This is a genomic window from Helicobacter sp. 23-1048 (assembly GCF_053654545.1).
In genome coordinates this window covers 43,921-61,741 of record NZ_JBSIUT010000002.1, presented here as the reverse complement: position 1 = coordinate 61,741, position 17,821 = coordinate 43,921, and the positions used below count along the sequence as shown (strand labels likewise).

At 39.4% G+C, this 17,821-nt stretch carries 19 protein-coding genes; all 19 read left to right on the top strand.

Features of this window, described 5'->3' with window-relative positions:
- Position 1 precedes the first annotated feature (1 nt).
- The 19 genes from ACWIWK_RS07080 (at position 2) to ACWIWK_RS06990 (ending at position 17,820) form a co-directional block, all read left to right on the top strand.
- Positions 2–1,387: an ankyrin repeat domain-containing protein gene (locus tag ACWIWK_RS07080; protein ID WP_454152101.1), complete on the top strand. Its 1,386-nt coding sequence runs from the start codon at positions 2–4 to the stop codon at positions 1,385–1,387.
- On the top strand, positions 1,384–2,418 hold the full coding sequence (locus ACWIWK_RS07075) for a hypothetical protein (RefSeq protein ID WP_454152100.1): 1,035 nt from the start codon (positions 1,384–1,386) through the stop codon (positions 2,416–2,418). Before ACWIWK_RS07080 ends, ACWIWK_RS07075 begins: the two co-directional genes overlap by 4 nt.
- An 83-nt stretch (positions 2,419–2,501) precedes the next feature.
- On the top strand, positions 2,502–3,569 hold the full coding sequence (locus ACWIWK_RS07070) for a sulfate/molybdate ABC transporter ATP-binding protein (RefSeq protein ID WP_454152099.1): 1,068 nt from the start codon (positions 2,502–2,504) through the stop codon (positions 3,567–3,569).
- A complete protein-coding gene (locus ACWIWK_RS07065; RefSeq protein ID WP_454152098.1) occupies positions 3,559–4,278 on the top strand; it encodes a phosphoadenylyl-sulfate reductase in 720 nt (239 codons plus the stop codon). The genes ACWIWK_RS07070 and ACWIWK_RS07065 overlap by 11 nt, the downstream gene beginning before the upstream one ends.
- Positions 4,279–4,629: 351 nt before the next feature.
- A complete protein-coding gene (locus tag ACWIWK_RS07060) occupies positions 4,630–5,850 on the top strand; it encodes a DNA-methyltransferase (RefSeq protein WP_454152097.1) in 1,221 nt (406 codons plus the stop codon).
- Positions 5,840–6,712 carry a CfrBI family restriction endonuclease gene (locus tag ACWIWK_RS07055; RefSeq protein WP_454152096.1) on the top strand — a complete coding sequence of 291 codons (873 nt, stop codon included), beginning with the start codon at positions 5,840–5,842 and terminating at the stop codon, positions 6,710–6,712. The genes ACWIWK_RS07060 and ACWIWK_RS07055 overlap by 11 nt, the downstream gene beginning before the upstream one ends.
- 50 nt (positions 6,713–6,762) lie before the next feature.
- Positions 6,763–7,851 carry a DNA methyltransferase gene (locus tag ACWIWK_RS07050; protein WP_454152095.1) on the top strand — a complete coding sequence of 363 codons (1,089 nt, stop codon included), beginning with the start codon at positions 6,763–6,765 and terminating at the stop codon, positions 7,849–7,851.
- 40 nt (positions 7,852–7,891) lie between these two features.
- Entirely contained in the window at positions 7,892–8,398 is a 507-nt protein-coding gene (locus ACWIWK_RS07045; RefSeq protein ID WP_454152094.1) for a hypothetical protein, read from the top strand.
- 95 nt (positions 8,399–8,493) lie between these two features.
- Positions 8,494–9,276: an ankyrin repeat domain-containing protein gene (locus tag ACWIWK_RS07040; RefSeq protein ID WP_454152093.1), complete on the top strand. Its 783-nt coding sequence runs from the start codon at positions 8,494–8,496 to the stop codon at positions 9,274–9,276.
- Positions 9,251–9,715 (top strand): ankyrin repeat domain-containing protein, encoded by a 465-nt coding sequence (locus ACWIWK_RS07035; protein ID WP_454152092.1) that lies wholly within the window; start codon positions 9,251–9,253, stop codon positions 9,713–9,715. Before ACWIWK_RS07040 ends, ACWIWK_RS07035 begins: the two co-directional genes overlap by 26 nt.
- 43 nt (positions 9,716–9,758) lie before the next feature.
- Positions 9,759–10,055: a hypothetical protein gene (locus ACWIWK_RS07030; RefSeq protein ID WP_454152091.1), complete on the top strand. Its 297-nt coding sequence runs from the start codon at positions 9,759–9,761 to the stop codon at positions 10,053–10,055.
- 119 nt (positions 10,056–10,174) lie between these two features.
- Positions 10,175–11,704, top strand: coding sequence for a hypothetical protein (locus ACWIWK_RS07025; RefSeq protein WP_454152090.1), 1,530 nt, complete (start codon positions 10,175–10,177; stop codon positions 11,702–11,704).
- 141 nt (positions 11,705–11,845) lie between these two features.
- On the top strand, positions 11,846–12,772 hold the full coding sequence (locus tag ACWIWK_RS07020; protein ID WP_454152089.1) for a hypothetical protein: 927 nt from the start codon (positions 11,846–11,848) through the stop codon (positions 12,770–12,772).
- A 256-nt stretch (positions 12,773–13,028) separates the two neighbouring features.
- Positions 13,029–13,952, top strand: coding sequence for a DNA adenine methylase (locus ACWIWK_RS07015; RefSeq protein WP_454152088.1), 924 nt, complete (start codon positions 13,029–13,031; stop codon positions 13,950–13,952).
- Positions 13,945–14,709 carry a type II restriction enzyme gene (locus ACWIWK_RS07010; RefSeq protein ID WP_454152087.1) on the top strand — a complete coding sequence of 255 codons (765 nt, stop codon included), beginning with the start codon at positions 13,945–13,947 and terminating at the stop codon, positions 14,707–14,709. Before ACWIWK_RS07015 ends, ACWIWK_RS07010 begins: the two co-directional genes overlap by 8 nt.
- 24 nt (positions 14,710–14,733) lie before the next feature.
- Complete coding sequence (gene cysD / locus ACWIWK_RS07005) at positions 14,734–15,636, top strand: sulfate adenylyltransferase subunit CysD (RefSeq protein ID WP_454152086.1); 903 nt, start codon at positions 14,734–14,736, stop codon at positions 15,634–15,636.
- Positions 15,636–17,102 carry a sulfate adenylyltransferase subunit CysN gene (gene cysN / locus ACWIWK_RS07000; RefSeq protein ID WP_454152085.1) on the top strand — a complete coding sequence of 489 codons (1,467 nt, stop codon included), beginning with the start codon at positions 15,636–15,638 and terminating at the stop codon, positions 17,100–17,102. The genes cysD and cysN overlap by 1 nt, the downstream gene beginning before the upstream one ends.
- 91 nt (positions 17,103–17,193) lie before the next feature.
- Positions 17,194–17,652 (top strand): hypothetical protein, encoded by a 459-nt coding sequence (locus ACWIWK_RS06995; protein WP_454152084.1) that lies wholly within the window; start codon positions 17,194–17,196, stop codon positions 17,650–17,652.
- A 12-nt stretch (positions 17,653–17,664) separates the two neighbouring features.
- Positions 17,665–17,820 carry a hypothetical protein gene (locus ACWIWK_RS06990; RefSeq protein ID WP_454152083.1) on the top strand — a complete coding sequence of 52 codons (156 nt, stop codon included), beginning with the start codon at positions 17,665–17,667 and terminating at the stop codon, positions 17,818–17,820.
- Position 17,821 lies beyond the last annotated feature (1 nt).

Sequence of the window (17,821 nt, the reverse complement as noted above, 5' to 3'; positions counted from 1 at the left end):
AATGAAAAAGTTAGGTTTGATATTTTTGATAGCGGGGCTTTTGGCACAAGTGGCGTTTGCTTTTCCGCCCGACTTTTGCAATGGCTGTGAGCCACATTTAAGTAATAAAGGCGTGATGAGTAAAAACACGCTCAAACATAAACCCTGTATGGATAATGAATCTATAAGAGTTAATCTTGGCTGTTTTAGTGGCGAAGTGGAGCTTACAGGCGTGGTTGTAAGCGCGTATAATAACGAAGAGGAAGAAAATATTTTTGAAACGCGCTTTTACCCTGATAGGAATTTGGATTTGCCTTTTTTGTATTATAGCTATTGCGATGCTAGTGGTATTAATGGTGGTGTATTTGATGATAGGGCGCAAAAATGGGATTGCAGTAAAATCACATTTAAACGACTAAATTTTGGTGTGAATCTTAAGATTGATAGCAAAAAAGTATTTTTACCCAAAGCTATTGTGGATAAACATTTAGGCGAAAATGGGATTCGCGCAAAAGTGCGTTTAAAAGATTATAACTTTTATGGCGAGTTTGATGAGAATAGCAAAGTTGGACACGAGGCTTATGCTACGCTTATAGAATTTAGCCCACTTGGCAAGGTATATGAGCATTACGAAGACGGCGGAGAGTTTATATCGCTTAAATACGGCTCAAAAGATAGCGTTGTCAATCTACGCGATAAGCCAAATGGCAATATCATCGCACAAATTAAGCGCGAGGATATGCGCTGTGGAGCTGAAAATGATGAGATTTTTTGGGTGGATTATCCACCTGATACAAAGATTGAAAAATTGCCACAAAATAAATGGTTAGAAGTCTTTTACTATCCACTAAATGCCAAAAAGCCACAAGAGGCAATCTATGGCTATATCCACAGCTCACAGCTAAAATTGTCGTGCGATTCGCAATCTGCGCAAGATTTAAGCAAAAATCAATTATTATGCGAAGCGATATGGCAAAGTGATATGGAGGCAACAAAAAGCGATATTGAGGCAATAAAGCAAGCGTTACAAAGTGGCGCAAATGTCAATACGGCGGATTGTAATGGCAGTCCATTTGCCAAAAGCGTGTATAGTGGGCGTTTTGACATAGCACTATATTTGGTGAAAAATAAAAATTTCAATGTCAATATGCGTGATATAGATAATGGCGATACGCCACTGATTATAGCAGTAAATATGAATTGTGAGATTAAGTCGTCTGAGTGTAAGGGCAACGATAAGATTTATGAAATTGCAAAATTGCTTATGCAAAAAGGCGCGAATCCATATATGAAAAATAAAGAAAGAATAAGTGCGATTTCACTAGCTGAAAGTGAAGGCTGTGGTTGCGAATACAAACCCGATAACAAAATGCTTAAAATTTTGCAATGGAGAAGTAGTAAAAAATGAAAAAATTAAGTTTGATATTTTTGGTGGCGATTTTGGGATTTAGTGCGTGTGGGGAGTCAAAGGATTCAAAAGCTGAATCTAGCACAGATTCGAGCGAATCACAAACAATAGATTCGCAAGATTTACACGAATCTACGGGCGAATCTAACGAATCTAGCGCGGATTCAAGTGCAAATTTAGATAAATCCGCACAAAAAGATTCGCCCAAAGATTTCATTGTGGATTGCGATAAGTGCGTGATTCAAGTGATTGCTACTGATGATGAAATAAATAGATTTAAAAAAGAATGGGGAGAAGATGACTTTTATGTAATTGTAGATGACGAAATGTGGTATGCTTATAAATTAGATGAATATCTTTTGGCAAATGGCATAAAAACCGAGTATATTTCACGAGATAAGGTGAATTACACAAAGGTTGTTTTTTCAAACGAAAGCGTAGATATTACAAGACTTGATTCGCTATATAATTTTTATCTATATCAAAAAGGCAAAAAGCCCAAAGAGCTAAAAGATACTGTGGTGTTTGAAGATGAAGTCAATGCGTATTTTGGAATCATAAATCCAAAATATCCACAACAAGAATCTAGCGTGGATTCGGGCGAATCTAGCAATGAATCCACGCAAGATTCACAAGATTTGACGCAAGATTCAAGCGATTCTAGTGCGAATCAAAAGTTAGATTCGCTATGGCAGGGCAGATATGCGTTGTCGCGTGAAGGATATATCGGGTGGATTGATATAATGCGCTGTGAGGGAAATTTGTGTGCCTTTGCTTACGAATCTAGCGCGGGGCAAAGCGTATGCAATCTGCAAGGCAAAATCCGCCTTGTGGATTCTACTAATGCGCGGACAACGAGCATTATTAGCGATGGCGAGGATTTTAGCAGGTGCGAGGTGCAAATCACTAAAAATACGCAAGGTATCATTCCAACAAGAGATAGGGCGATATTTGATTTTGATTGCTATGCAATGTGTGGGGATAACGCAGAATTTGAATGGGGCGATACTTACAAAAAGGATAAAAAATGAAAAAGTTAGCATATTTTGGAATCACAAATCCAAAAGATTCGCAAGATTCACGCGAATCTAAATCACAATAAAGGAAGGACAAAATGAGCATAGAAATCCGCAATCTAAGTAAGCACTTTGAGAGTTTTCACGCGCTAAAAAATATCAATTTGACTTTGCAAGAGGGCAAACTCACCGCGCTTTTAGGACCAAGTGGCAGTGGGAAAACTACGCTACTGCGTATCATCGCAGGGCTTGAATCTGCCGATAGTGGCGAGGTGCGATTTTTTGGCGAGGACATCACAAGCCAAAGCCCCAAAAATCGTGGCATAGGCTTTGTATTTCAGCACTACGCGCTTTTTAAGCATATGAGCGTGTTTGACAATATCGCCTTTGGATTGCGTGTGCGCCCCAAAGCCACGCGCCCAAGCAAAGAAGCGATAAGAGACAAAGTCGCAGAGTTGCTAAAAATGGTGCAGTTAGAATCTCTTGCCAAACGCTATCCAAGCGAGTTAAGCGGAGGGCAAAAGCAACGCGTGGCGTTAGCTAGGGCTTTGGCAATCGAGCCAAAGGTGCTGTTGCTTGATGAGCCATTTGGTGCGCTTGATGCAAAGGTGCGCGTGGATTTGCGAAAGTGGCTTCGGCGGTTGCACGATGAGATTCACATCACTAGCATTTTTGTAACGCACGACCAAGAGGAAGCCCTAGAAGTAAGCGATGAGATTGTGATAATGAACGCTGGGGCAATCGAGCAAGTCGGCACACCTGAAGCCGTCTATGAGCACCCTGCAAATCCATTCGTATATAGCTTTTTAGGCAATGTCAATCTTTTTAAAGCGCGTATCAAAGAGGGCGTAGTGGTAACGGAGAGCGGAGCAAACGAGGAATCAAATCAGACATTTTTCGTCCGTCCGCACGACATTGAAATCTCATTTAGCAAAAAATATGGCTCACACGAGGGCAAAATACTGCATTATCGAATCTTAGGCGATAGGATTATCTTAGAAGTGCAAATCGGCGTAGGCACGGACGCACAAGTGATAGAAGCACAAATCGACAAGGGGACGCTAAATGAGATTCGCGACAAAAACATTGAGACAATTTATGTGAATTTCTTAAATCTTAAAGCTTATCGAAGCGATGAGCAATCTTGGAGTGAATATGTCATATAATAGCGATATTGCGCGATTGCGCGAGGTTTTGGACGAGGTTTTGGGCGGAGATTCTAGCAAAATTTCTAGCGGTGGATTTGGCGAGGGCAAAATCGCCCTAGCGTTTTCACACCAAATCGAGGATACGATTGCGCTTGATTTGACGCTAAAAGCGGGGATAAATAGGGCGAATTTGGAAGTTTTCACGCTTGATACAAAGAAACTTTTTGATGAGAGTTTGGCATATCAAGCGGAGGTGGCGCGATTTTTTGACATTGAGATAAAAGCATTTAGCGCGGAGGATTCGGCAATTTTGGCGTTGGAAAATGAGTTAGGCGAATGGGGAATGCGCGAGAGTGTAGAGAAACGCAAACACTGCTGTGCCGTGCGTAAAATCGAACCACTCAAAGTGGCGTTAAGTGGGAAAGTGGCGTGGATTAGCGGAATTAGAATCGCACAATCCATCACACGCGCCGAAACGAAACTCATAGAAAATGACGCAAACTTCGCACTCAAAAAAATCAATCCGCTTTTTGACTGGGAGGATAGCAAAATGTGGGACTACGCCAAAAGCGCGAATCTCCCCATAAACGCGCTGTATTCACAAGGATTTAGCAGTATCGGGTGCAATGTATGCACCCGCGCAATCAAAGATGGCGAGGACATACGCGCAGGACGCTGGTGGTGGGAAAACCCCGACCACAAAGAATGTGGATTGCATAGGCGGTAAGGGCTATGGATTTTGGGTGATAATCCCACAAAATAAGCGCGATTTACCTAGTGAAATGTGATAAATTATGGAAACTTTGTTTAATTTATTGATTTTAATTGGGGTATTTGTGGCTATTGTCGCAGTTTTGTGGATAGTAAATATGTGGATTGGCGGTTTGGGTGGATTTTTCAAAGATTATAAAAGTTTAAGCAAAAAGACACTTTTTTTGTGGCTTGTGTTTGTCGTAATCTTTAATGTAATATCACGGCATTTTTTCTAATGTGTGGTTTGTGGTAGTGTGAATCTGAATTTTAAAAGAAAAATAATGTCAAATGCGATAAAATACAAAAAAAATTACAAGGATATAAGATGACAAACGCGCTTTTTGATTATAGCGATTCTACGCATTCTACCGCCGAATCTATTTCTTTGGATTTCATAACAACAATCCAAAAGCCAAAAATCACATTAGAATCAATCAAAAAACTTGGATTAGAGCGCAGTGAAAATAACCTTGAAAATTTGCTAAAACTTTTTTATGAGGATTTTGAAATCGAGCTAAAAAGAGAGATTGCCTCATCTATCGGTAGGCAAAAAAATAATGACAAAATCTATGAATTTTTAGCCAAAGAAGCGTTTGGTAGTCATTATATGGAAGTTGTGTATCAAATGTTTCGCACGGCGTTATATAAGGCAAAAGATGATGAGCGATTTAAAATTTTGCGTGATAAAATGTTGGCGCATTATAACAACGAAGTTATGCAAAAAATGTTTGAATATTACGAGTTTAAGCAACAACGACAAAACATAAAATCACAAGAAAAACAAATTACAAAGCCATCACTTTTAATCGGCGATAACAGAACTACACTTGATAAAATCCACGACAAACAAATTCAACTAATTTTTACCTCTCCGCCATATTATAACGCGAGAATTTACAGCGACTATAAAAGTTATGAGGAATATTTAAATTCTATGCTTGAAAGTCTAAAACAATGTCATAGAATTTTAGAAGATGGAAGATTTATACTTATCAATGTTTCGCCCGTGATTACAAAAAGAGCGGGAAGAGAATTTGAATCGATTCGCTATCCAATACATTTTGACTTTCATAAAATTTTACAAGAAGCTGGATTTTATTTTATTGATGAAATTATTTGGATAAAGCCCGAGTATTCCGTCCCAAATAGAATAGCGGGATATTTGCAAACTAAAAAGCCATTAAGTTATAAGCCAAATTGCATTACGGAAAGCGTTATGGTTTATCGCAAAAATTCGCCTTTTCTACTTGATAAAAATATTAAAATGTATGATAAAAATTTTAAAAATGACGAGCAAATCGATTCTACAAATTGTTGGTATATTTCGCCAAAATCTGACAAAAATCACCCCGCGGTTTTTCCCTCCGAACTTTGCGAGAAGGTTTTAAAATATTATTCTTTTGAAAACGATATTGTATGCGACCCGTTTGCAGGAAGCGGGACATTTGGAAAAGTCGCTATAAAAATGAATAGAACGCCTTTGCTTTGCGAACAAAATAAAGAATATTGCGACAAATTAAAAAAGAGCGGTTTTTATGAAATTTAATGAAATAATAATTCAACAAACAATAGATAAACTTATTAGCGGGAAAGATTATAGAGAGGAAGTCATTAACGCAATCAATATTGAATTTTTAGATTTCGCTTTGGAATTTTTTAAGAAAATTTTGAATGCAAAAATGAACGACACAAATATAAATTTAGATTGGTATAAAAAGAATTTTATTAACAATGAGAAAATCAAACCCGATGACGCGACGATTTTTGCGGGAATGAATAAAAAGACGGTTAGCAATATTTACGGAAGCGCGACAAAAGAAATTATGATAAATGTCGCAAATAGTAATATTGATTATTTGGAGTCTATTTTAGATTCCCTTGGAAACGAAACGCAAAATATAGGAATTAGCATAAAAATTTCTTATAAAAATATTAGCGTTGAATTAAATTTAAGCGAAAGTTTGCTTGTTATAAACGCTCTTGCCACAAAGAAAATTGCTTTGCGTGGCGGAGCTTGGAGCAGTATTGGAAAAAGAGTAGAAAAACCTTTAATGTTGGAATTATGTCGTTTATGCGGAGTGCCAAAAGATTTTATAAACGCAGATATTTTTAAGAAAGACGGGGAATTAGATTTTGATAGAGAAGTGGATTTTAAACTTTTCAATATTGATAAAAGCAAAATTTATAGAGTGGAAGTAAAACTAATGGGCAAAGGAAATCCCGAATCCGCGGATGCCGTAATAGCAAGAGACACAAATATATTTATTGCCAACACTTTAAGCACACAAAATAAAAATCAATTAAAATCTTTAAATATAGAATTTTTGGAATTAAAAAATAATAAAAATTCATTAGCGGATTTTAAGAAAATATTAGAGCGATTAGAGATACCGCATAAAAAACTATGAATCTCAAATCCCAAATTCTCCCCCTAAACCAAATCCTACACGGCGATAGTTTGGAATTATTAAAGGCAATCCCAAATGATAGCATTGATTTAATTTTTGCCGACCCGCCGTATTGGATGCGTGTGGAGGGAACTCTCAAACGCCCTGAGGGTAGTGATTTTAGTGGGTGTGATGATTTATGGGATAATCAATTTAACTCGACACAAGATTACAGCGACTTTACTCGTGCGTGGCTTACGGAGTGTCGGCGTATCTTAAAACCAAATGGTAGTATTTGGATTATCGGCGCAATGCAGTGCATTTATACGATTGGTGGGATTATGCAGGATTTGGGCTTTTGGTTTATCAATGACATTGTGTGGCACAAAAGCAATCCCACACCAAACTTTATGGGGACACGCCTAAATAATTCCCACGAGACACTCATTTGGGCGACAAAAAGCAAAAAAAGTCGCTACACCTTTCACTACAAAACCGCAAAAGAGTTAAATAGCGACATTGTTGATTTTACCAAAGGCGTGCGAAAACAGCTTGGTTCAGTGTGGAAAATCCCTGTATGTAGTGGGGCAGAGCGACTAAAAAATGAGCGTGGCGAAAAACTTCATAGCACACAAAAGCCCGAAGCCTTGCTGTATAAAATCATCGCTATTAGTAGTAATTTGGGCGACATTGTGTTAGACCCTTTTGGTGGCAGTATGACAACTGCGTCAGTGGCAAAGAAACTTGGGCGAAACTACATAATGTGCGAGCAAAACGAGCAGTATATCAATGCAGGGCAAAAGCGCATAGATAGCATAGTATTTAAAAATAGCGACATTGCAAGGGCGAAGTTTGATGAAAAGCCCTTGCGTGTGAATCTTGTGGATTTGATAGAATGCGGATTGTTGCAAGTGGGCGAGACACTCTATATCAAAGGTAGCGATAAAAGCGCAAACCTTACCGCAAATGGTAGATTAGAATATAATGGCGAGATTTTCGACATTCATTCACTTTGTGCGAAACTTAAAGGCGTTAAGGCAGAGCGGTTAAATGGATTTTTATGGTGGGAAGTGTTGCGCTTAGATTCAAAAGGTAACGAAGTGCGTATCTTGCTTGATTCATTGCGTGAATTGTATAGAAAAAAATATCAGCAACATTAGGCGCGATTCACGCGAATCTAAAACAATACAAAGGATTCAAATGCAAAAAATATCATATAAAATTTATAGCATAATTTTTGCTAGTTTGTGTTTTGCCATTGTGATTGTAGGCGCGAGATTCGCACCATTTGAATCAAACCACCATTCCATTATATATGATATTTTGGCGATATGTTGCGGATTTGTGAGTGCGGTTATTTTTGTCAGCTATGATAAGAGCTACAAAGGCGCGTGTGGTGCAATTATAATATTTTTGCTATATTTTTTGATTTTTAAAGTGCCATTATATGCTATTTTTAGCGCAATATGTGCTTTGGTGGCGCAATTCTTCATAATGCGCTTCAAAAGCATGAAGATTCAAAAGTTTATTTTTTGTATTGTTGCGCTTACACTTTGCATTATGGGCATAGTGGCATATAGCAATGATTATGCAAAGTTGATTTTTCTTGTAGAGTTTGTGCTTTGGTGGCATATATGTTGGAGCGTTGCATTATTTGTAATGTTTAAAATTGCTAGATTTTGTGGCGTGTTTGGTGATTATGAATGAGAATAGATTGACAGGATTCACGCGAATCTAAAACGCATAAATTTTTTGCTACAATCACACTTTTTAAAATTTAAATTTTAAACGGAGTGTGAGAAATGCAAAATGTAGGTAAAATTTTAGGATTAGCAATTATGGCAATTTTTAGCGCACAAGTGGCGTTCGCCGAGCCAAATATTTTCACAGAAAAAGAAATACAAATGTTATCTAATAAGAGTGAGCAAGAAGTATTGCGCTATGCAGAATCGCGTTTTATAGATTTACTCAAAGATTGCAATAAATTTAACGAGGGCTATCGTGGCGATAAGACGGACTATCAAGCACTCTTTGATGCCGTGATTTCGCGCAATTACAAAAAAACACAAAAGCTACTTCACTCTAAACTTGCGCCCAAATACGCCAAAGCATTCTGCCAACCTATGTCGTGCAGACAATGCGCCTTTTATGATGGGATTTTTCACGGGTTTTTTGGGCAGGCTTACACACCACTAGGCATTGCGATTTTTTATAACGACATAAAAATGGCAGAGCTACTTATTGAAAATAAAAAAGCGCAAGGACAAAATGCACAAGAGATTTTTAATAACGACATTACGATTAAAGCAGTGGAATTTGGCGATGAAGCAATGTTTAGGTTTCTACTAGCACAAGGAATGAGTCCAAATGCGCTAGATAGAGAATTTTCCCCGCTGTGGCGTGTGGCATATTTGGGGCGCATAGATTTGGTTATGATTTTGCTAGAAAATGGTGCAGAGATTGACTTTGTGGATTATTATAATAACCACACCGCGCTTAGTATCGCTGTGAGCCATAAACATTATGACATTGCAAAGTTGCTGATAAAACAAGGCGCAAATGTCAATCGTCCTAAATGGGGATAGAAAAAGTAAGCCACCGCTTTTTGAAGCGGTAAAAAATGGCGATAAAAATATGGCTGCATTTTTGCTAAAAAATGGTGCAAATATCAATGCTGCAAATGATTCTAGGAAGAGTGTGCTAATGCAAAGTTGGGATGTTGAGATAAATGAGTGGCTCATAAAGCAAGGTGCAAATGTGAATCTAAAAGATGATGAGGGCAATACCGCGCTTATAAGAGCAGTGATAGATAATTGTGAGGATTTATCATATCATTATTATGAGGAAGAGGGCGTGGAGAATGTAGGGCGATATGATATTGCAAGATTGTTTATCAAAAAAGGCGCAAATCCAAACGCGCAAAATAACAAAGGACAAAGCGCGATTGCAATCGCCAGAAAATGCAAAGATAGTAAAATGCTCCAAATCCTAAATGGCAAAAATCTCAAATATGAATTTCGCTAAAATTGCGCTTTTAAAGATTATAGATATTTTATTGGGATTCTAAATGCGGGGCGAAGAAATCATCGCGTGTGAGCTTTTTGTAATGCTTGCAACCACACTATTTGCAAGACGCAAAATGGTAATTTTTGTGCTTTGGTGTGCCATTTGTTTTGTGCCATTTTGCCTTGCTATTTATGATGATATTGGAATGAGAAATAGATTCACAGATGAGAGCGCGATTTGGATTTGTGGATATATTTTTAGCGTAAGTCTAATATGGACTTTGCCTATTTTGCTATTCTTTTTGACATTGTCGTGGGGCATATCATATTTTGGCACAATGCGGAGAAAAGATAAATAAATGGATATTTTAGATTTGATAAAGGCGCGAATCTGTGTTAGATTCGCGTGAATCTAAAACGCACAAAATTTCGCTACAATCACACTTTTAAATTTTTCGATTCAAAGGAAGCGTGAGAAATGCAAAAAAATATCGTGTTTTTGTTGTTTGTCATAGCCTTTTGTGCTTGTGCAGACAAAGAGGAGCTGTATAATCAATGCTATTATAGCGTTTATAACGATGATAACAGAAGCGCAGAGCAAAAGCAAAAAGACGATTCGCAGTGTTTCAAACTCGCGCAGTTAGAGGAAAAAGATGATTTAGAAAAGGCGATATTGCACTATGCAAGGGCGTGCAAGGTAAATACACCAGATAGTGCTTGTGAGCATTTGACTAAGTCAGTGGCAGAGTTAGCAAAGCGTGGTCGTGGTATGGTGTTTAAAGAGTGCCAAGAAGATGAGAGTGGTATTTCTTGTGAAAGATATGATGTAGAGGAGTTTTTTAGCAAATTGTGTTATGGAAGTTATGAAGAGAACACAAATGCTTGTTTTGAGTATCAAAAAGTCAAATTGATAAGGGAGGAGCAGTTTAATGAGTATTTTGGTGCGGGGAAATTTGTAAGAGAGTTTGATGAAATATGTAAGCGAAATCTACCCAAAGCCTGCATACAGCGCGACAAATTGATAGAAAAATATGTGGCTATCTATGTGCAAAAAAGCAAAGAGGAAAACTTTGATTACATTGAAAAGTTAGATGCATTTTGTCGCTGGGAGGGTGTGGATTCACGCATTGCAAAGCGTGCGTGTGCTGGGCGAGATGAGCTTATAGCTATGCACGAAAAAGAGTGCGATGACAATAACGCTACAAGTTGCAGTGTGCTGGTTTCAAATTTTTATGAATTTTTGACTGAGGACAGAAAACGCTATTATGACTTTGGCAAGGACACTTATGAAAGCCAAGCTGATAAAATCTATCCGCGTAAATTTGAAAACGCAGCCAAAAAAGGCTGTGATTTGGGTAGCCAACAAAGCTGTGAATATCTGGCGTATTTTTATTATAGCTATAAGCCTAAATCAAACTATACGCTGGCAAGGCAGTATGGCAAAAAGGTGGCTTTAATGCTTACAGACACTTATAAACACAAGGGGTTTCTCCATAGGGACGAGATTGTTCCCCTTGTAACGCTTGCGCATTTGGAAAGCAAAACTGATGATGAGGCAAATACCAAAAAACAATTTGTGTTGGATTATTTTAAGGTGGGTTGTGAGGATTTGCAAAATGCTGGGCTTTGTCTAAGTTTTGGATATTTTTACGATGAGCGCAAGGAGGGAGAGGAAATTGATAACTTTGGTATGCGTGAGATTATTAGCCAAAAACAGGCTTTGCATTATTATGACAAGGCGTGTGTTTTGGGCGAAGGTTGTGGGGATTTGGGGCGAATCTATCTTTTTGGCAAAATCGTAGGCGGGGAAAAAGTCAAAAAAGATTTGACAAAAGCAAAGCATTACTTTGCCAAAGATTGCGAAAACTTCTGTCGCAACGGCTATGAATCTTGCAAAAAAAATCATTGGAGCTGCCACATAAAAAGAATGAGTCTAAAAGAGCTTAAAAAGTTAGATGAGTGTGATTTTGATAGAGATTCTGATGGTTGTGAAGGCGTTGATGATTGATTTGCGCGTGAATCTAGCGTGAATCTGTGTTTTAGATTCGCGTGAATGTGGTGCGAATCTCAAAAACCACGCAAATCTAAAACGCAGATTTTTCGCTACAATCGCATTTTTAAAATTTAAATTTTAAACGGAGTGTGAGAAATGCAAAATGTAGTCAAAATCTTATTGGCACTTGCATTTGGCGCGGTGGCGTTTGGCAGTGATTCTTATCCGCCTTATTTTTGCGATGATTGCGCCCCATTTACAAGCAAAAAGGGCGTAATGACGCTAAACACGCTACAACGCGTAGATTGCAAAGAAATAAATGAATACGGCGTTTATAATCTTGGCTGTTTTAGTGGCGAAGTAGAGCTTACAGGCGCGATTACGAGCAGATACGCAATAGAAAGCCCAGAAGTTGATACAGCGTCATTTGTGGTGTTTTTTCACCCCGATGAAAATGTGGGTTTGCCGTTTTTGCCATATAGTTTGTGCGATAGTGCATTGGAATATCAAGGCGCGGTTTTTGATGAGAGGGCGCAAAAATGGGATTGCAGTAAGGTTGAATTAGAATTTTGGAATCTGCAAGATAGTCGCACTTATGGCATAAAGATTAGGGCAATTAGCGATTTACCAAAAGAGATTGTCAATACACATTTAGGTGGCAATGGCATTCGCGCAAAAGTGCGACTAAAAGACTATGAGTTTATCGGCGAGGGCGAAGCAGGAAGTAGTGCTTATGCCACGCTTATAGATTTTAGCCCTTTAAGCGAAGTCTATAAATGGGGCGCAAATGATGAGTATGTATCGCTCAAATACGGCTCAAAAGATAGTGTGATAAATCTACGCGACAATCCAAAGGGCAAGATTATCGCACAGATTAAGGCAAGTGATATGCGCTGTGGCAAGGAAAAAGCAAAGATTATGTGGGCGAAATATCCATTTGCTGAACTCGCCGAGAATATGCCAAAATCGCTCCCAAAAAATGAGTGGTTGGAAGTCTTTTACCTCCCGCCAAATGCCAAAAAACCACAAGCAGCAATCTATGGCTATATCCACAGCTCACAGCTAAAAATGTCGTGTGAGTAGATTTGTGCGAATCTGCGTTTTTAGATTCGCGTGAATTTGGTGCGAATCTAAAGCTATTTTTGATTCAAATCACGCGAATCTAAAAACCTCGCGAATCTAAAACGCATAAATTTTTTGCTAAAATTGCGCTTTTAAAATTTTAGATTTAAGTGGAGTAAAAAGATGAAAAGATTTGCGTTAATGCTTGGCGCGGTAATCGTGGCGTTATGCTTTAATGTGTAAATCTATGCTAAAATTGCGTTTTTAAAGGACAAATATGACAATTTCTAGCACGAAATTTCAAGCAATGTATGGCGCACACAAGCCTTTGATTAAGCCCACTGCAAAGCCATTTCTTAAATGGGCTGGGGGTAAGGCTGGGATTTTAGATTTGCTACTGCGCTTTGTGCCACAGGGTTTTAATGCGTATTTTGAGCCGTTTTTGGGCGGTGGTGCGCTGTTTTTTGCCTTGCAAAATAGCGGGATTTTTCGCACAAATACTTTAAATTTTAAACGCACTAAAAATGTAGTTTTAAGCGATAAAAATGCCGAACTAATCAACGCTTATAGAACGATTCAAGCAAGTCCTAGCGAAGTTTTAGGTGGGCTAAAATCCTTGCAAGAATCACATTGCAAAGAAGTATTTTACACAATCCGCAACCTTGATAGAAGCGCGGATTTTGAAAATTTAAGCGCGGATTTTCGCGCTGCACGGTTTATTTATCTCAACAAAACCTGCTTTAATGGGCTGTGTCGCTACAATTCTAAAGGGCAGTTTAACACGCCGATGGGAAGCTATACAAATCCTAAAATCTATGATGAGGACTTGATTTTGTCCGCGCATAATGCCTTGCAGGGTGTGGAGATTCTCAACGCGGATTTTGCGAGTGTGTGCAAGAGCGCAAAAAAAGGCGATTTTGTGTATTTTGACCCACCTTACTTTCCGCTTAATAAGACTTCAAGTTTTGTGAGTTATACGGATAATTTTTTAGAAAGTGAGCAAATAAGGCTTTGTGAAACATTTAAGATTTTAGAAACTAGAGGGGTAAAAGTCTTGCAAAGCAATTCAAACACAGAATTTATCCGCAAACTTTACAAAGATTTTGAACTCATCGAAGTCAAAGTAAGACGGGCAATCAACTGCAAGGGCGATAAACGGGGCAAGGTAAGTGAGCTAATCATAAAGGGCAAATATGAGTAAAAATAATGAATCTTGGGCGAAAATCTATGATGATTTAGGCATAGCAAAGCACGATTTTAATAACGCACCATTCCCCATAAATGCCGAGCAGATTAAGCGTTGCGTAAAGGATTTTGCCAAAACTTCACAAAAAGAAGTGCGTGTGCTATGCAAACAAGACAGCAGAGAGGATAGACCACAAATTTTTATCGATAATGAACTCTTTATCCTGCCTATAAAAAACGGCGAGTATATCATCTGCAAGGGCGAAGGCTATGTCGATATTCCGCCCATTACTACACAAGCGCAAGACTACACAAGCAAACTTGATTTTGAGCTAAAAAGCTCCAAAGTGGGCGATTCCGAAATGCAACATTTAGATTTTGCCTATGCTTCAAGCCTAATTCGCACATTTTTGGGCGATGATAGCTTGGTGCTAAGCATTCGTGGACGCAAATACACGCCACAATTTAGCTTTCACACAAACGCGTATCAAAATATCAGCGTGGTGTCCGTGCAAACGGAGGTAGATAGTGGGTTTGAGGGACGGGATAAAATCGTGCTTGTAGAGGCGAAAAATTCACATACGAGTAATGTCATTATCCGTCAGCTTTACTACCCGATGAGACAATGGAGTATTCACACGCAAAAGCAAGTCATCACGCTATTTTTTGAAAAGCGCGAAAACGAATTTTGGCTATGGGAATTTGGCTTTAGCGACATTTTTGACTACAATAGCATTTTTTGTAAAAATAGTGCGAGATTTAGGATTGTGTGAAATTAAAATTATAAGGAGTTATAAATGACAAAAACCACGCATTTAAAGGCTTTAGAAGCTGAATCGATTTTCATTATCCGCGAGGTTGTCGCGGAGTTTGACAATCCTGCTATGCTGTATAGCATTGGCAAGGATAGCTCGGTGCTACTGCACCTAATCCAAAAGGCGTTTTATCCCGCAATCCCGCCATTTCCGCTGGTGCATGTGGATACGAAGTGGAAGTTTCGCGAGATGATTGAGTTTCGCGATAAACGCGCAAAGGAAGTGGGTATGAAGCTCATCGTGTATAGCAACCCTGAGGGCGATAAAATCAACATTTCACCATTCACGCACGGAAGTGCAATGCATACGGACATTATGAAAACGCAAGGGCTAAAACAAATGTTAGATTTGTATAAGTTTGACGCGGTGTTTGGCGGGGCTAGGCGCGATGAGGAAAAGTCAAGGGCAAAAGAGCGCGTGTATTCATTCCGCGATGAAAATCACCGCTGGGACCCTAAAAATCAACGCCCCGAAGTGTGGAATCTCTACAACGGACGGCACAAAGAGGGCGAATCTATTCGCGTTTTCCCGCTTAGTAATTGGACGGAGCTTGATGTGTGGCAATATATCTTACTTGAAAATATCCCCATTCCTAGCCTGTATTTCGCCAAAGAACGCTTGGTAAGCCCATATAAAGGCACAAAGATTCTCATTGATGATTCGCGCGTCCCTAGCGAGATTGCCAAAAATGCGCATAAAGAAATGGTGCGATTCCGCACTTTGGGGTGCTATCCGCTCACAGGCGCGGTAGAATCAAACGCAGATACTTTGGAAAAAATCATCGAGGAACTTTTACTAGCAAATACGAGTGAGCGACAAGGACGGCTCATAGATAGCGATGAGGAATCAAGTATGGAAAAGAAAAAACAAGAGGGGTATTTCTAATGAAAAAGAACGCGACACACGAGACTTTGCACGAATATTTGACAAAGCACCAAAACAAAGAGCTATGTAGATTCATAACCTGCGGGAGCGTAGATGACGGCAAATCCACGCTTATTGGGCGATTGCTCTATGATTCAAAGGCGTTGTTTGAAGACCAGCTAAGCGCATTGGAAAAAGAGAGCGCGAAAATCGGCACACAAGGTGGGAATTTGGACTTTGCGTTGCTTGTCGATGGGCTTTCAAGCGAGAGAGAGCAGGGAATCACAATCGATGTGGCATATCGCTTTTTTAGCACAGAGAAGCGCAAATATATCATCGCTGATACGCCCGGGCACGAGCAATACACGCGCAATATGGCGACAGGTGCTAGCACGGCGGATATTGCCGTGATTTTGCTTGATGCGCGAAAGGGTGTGCTGACACAGAGCAAACGGCACTCATATATCGTAAGTCTGCTTGGCATTAAGCACATCATTGTCGCGGTAAATAAAATGGATTTGATGGAGTATTCGCAAGAAGTCTTTGAATCTATCGTGCGCGATTACAAAGCGATTATCCCGCAGCTTGCCTATCATAGCGACATTGTCTTTGACTTTATCCCCATTTCTGCCCTGCAAGGCGAAAATATTTTGCATAAAAGCCAAAAAATCGCGTGGTATAAAGGCAAATCGCTAATGGAGATTTTAGATAACGCAAAGATTCACAAGCGACAAAGTCAAAATTTCATTCTCCCCGTGCAGTTTGTCAATCGCCCGAATTTGGACTACCGCGCATTTTGTGGCAATATAGAGAGTGGCGAAATCAAAGTGGGCGATAGTATCGTGGCGTTGCCATCAAATAAGACAAGCAAAATTAAGGCGATTGTAAGCCAAAATATTGCGGATTTGGATTGCAAAAAGTTTGATAAAAAGGCGTTAGGCGCGGTGAAAAGCGCGGGATTCCCACAGAGTGTCTCACTTGTGCTAGAAGATGAAATCGACATTACGCGGGGCGATATTATCGCAAAAAAAGAGCATAGTTTGAAACTTGGCAAATGCGTGGTGGCGGACATTGTGTGGTTTGATGAGGTGGCATTAGAGTTGCAATCTAGCTATGTCATCAAACGCGCCACCTCCACGCTCAAAGGCAGTGTGGAGCAAATCCTCTACAAAAAGGACATAAACGACTTTACCGAGCACCCTGCGCATAACTTGCACCTAAATGACATAGCGCGGTGTGTGGTGAAGTTTGATAGGACTTTGGGACTTGAATCCTACAACAATAACCGCGTGGCAGGGAGTTTCATCATCATCGATAAATACACAAACGCGACTTTGGGCGCGGGAATGATTGTCGAAGTGGTAGAAAATAATGCTGATTCGGCGAATCTTGCGGTGGATTCAAAGCGCAAATATAGCCCACAAGAGAGGGCACTCAACGCATTTATCCGCGAACATTACCCAGAATGGGGCTGTAAAGAGATTTAAAATTCTGCGCTAAAATATGCGAATCGACTGATTCGCACAACGATTTACAGACTCACGCGAATCTAGCGAAAATGTAAAAAAGGGGTAAAAAATGAAAATTTTATCGGTGTTGTTATTGTGTATTGTTGCGTTATTTGGCGATGAAAACGCGTCCGAGAAATTCTTTGCAGATGCGCAATTACTTGATGAAAAGGATTTGCGTTGTGATACAAAACCCACTTATGATAAGGAATTAGGGCGCAGTTATTTTTATTGTAAGCATATCAAAGCACCACAGGGCGCGGAAATGACTATCACAAAAGAAATTTATAAGGCAAAAAGTTTGCACGAAGCATATAAAATCTTTTATGCAGGGATTTCAAAAATAGAGGGGCAAAATTGCCTAGCCCCTGCGCTACAAACGCGAGATTTTGTCTATCAGGACGGCGATTCTTGCGGTAGCACATATAAATGGCTGGGGGACAATATGCTAGAAATCAAACTTGATACAATTTTGCGAACGCGCTTTATACAAAAGGGCGATGAAGTGTGGCTATATAGCATTCAGTAGCAAAGAGGCGAAATGAAAAAATTAAGTTTGTTATTTTTGGTGGCGGTTTTGTCGGTGGCATTTGTGGCGTGTGGTGATTCTAGCAATTCAAAAGATTCAGGCGAATCTACTCAAAAATCCACGCTAGATTCGCAAGATTTGCGCAAATCAAAAAAAATAAAAGGATAAA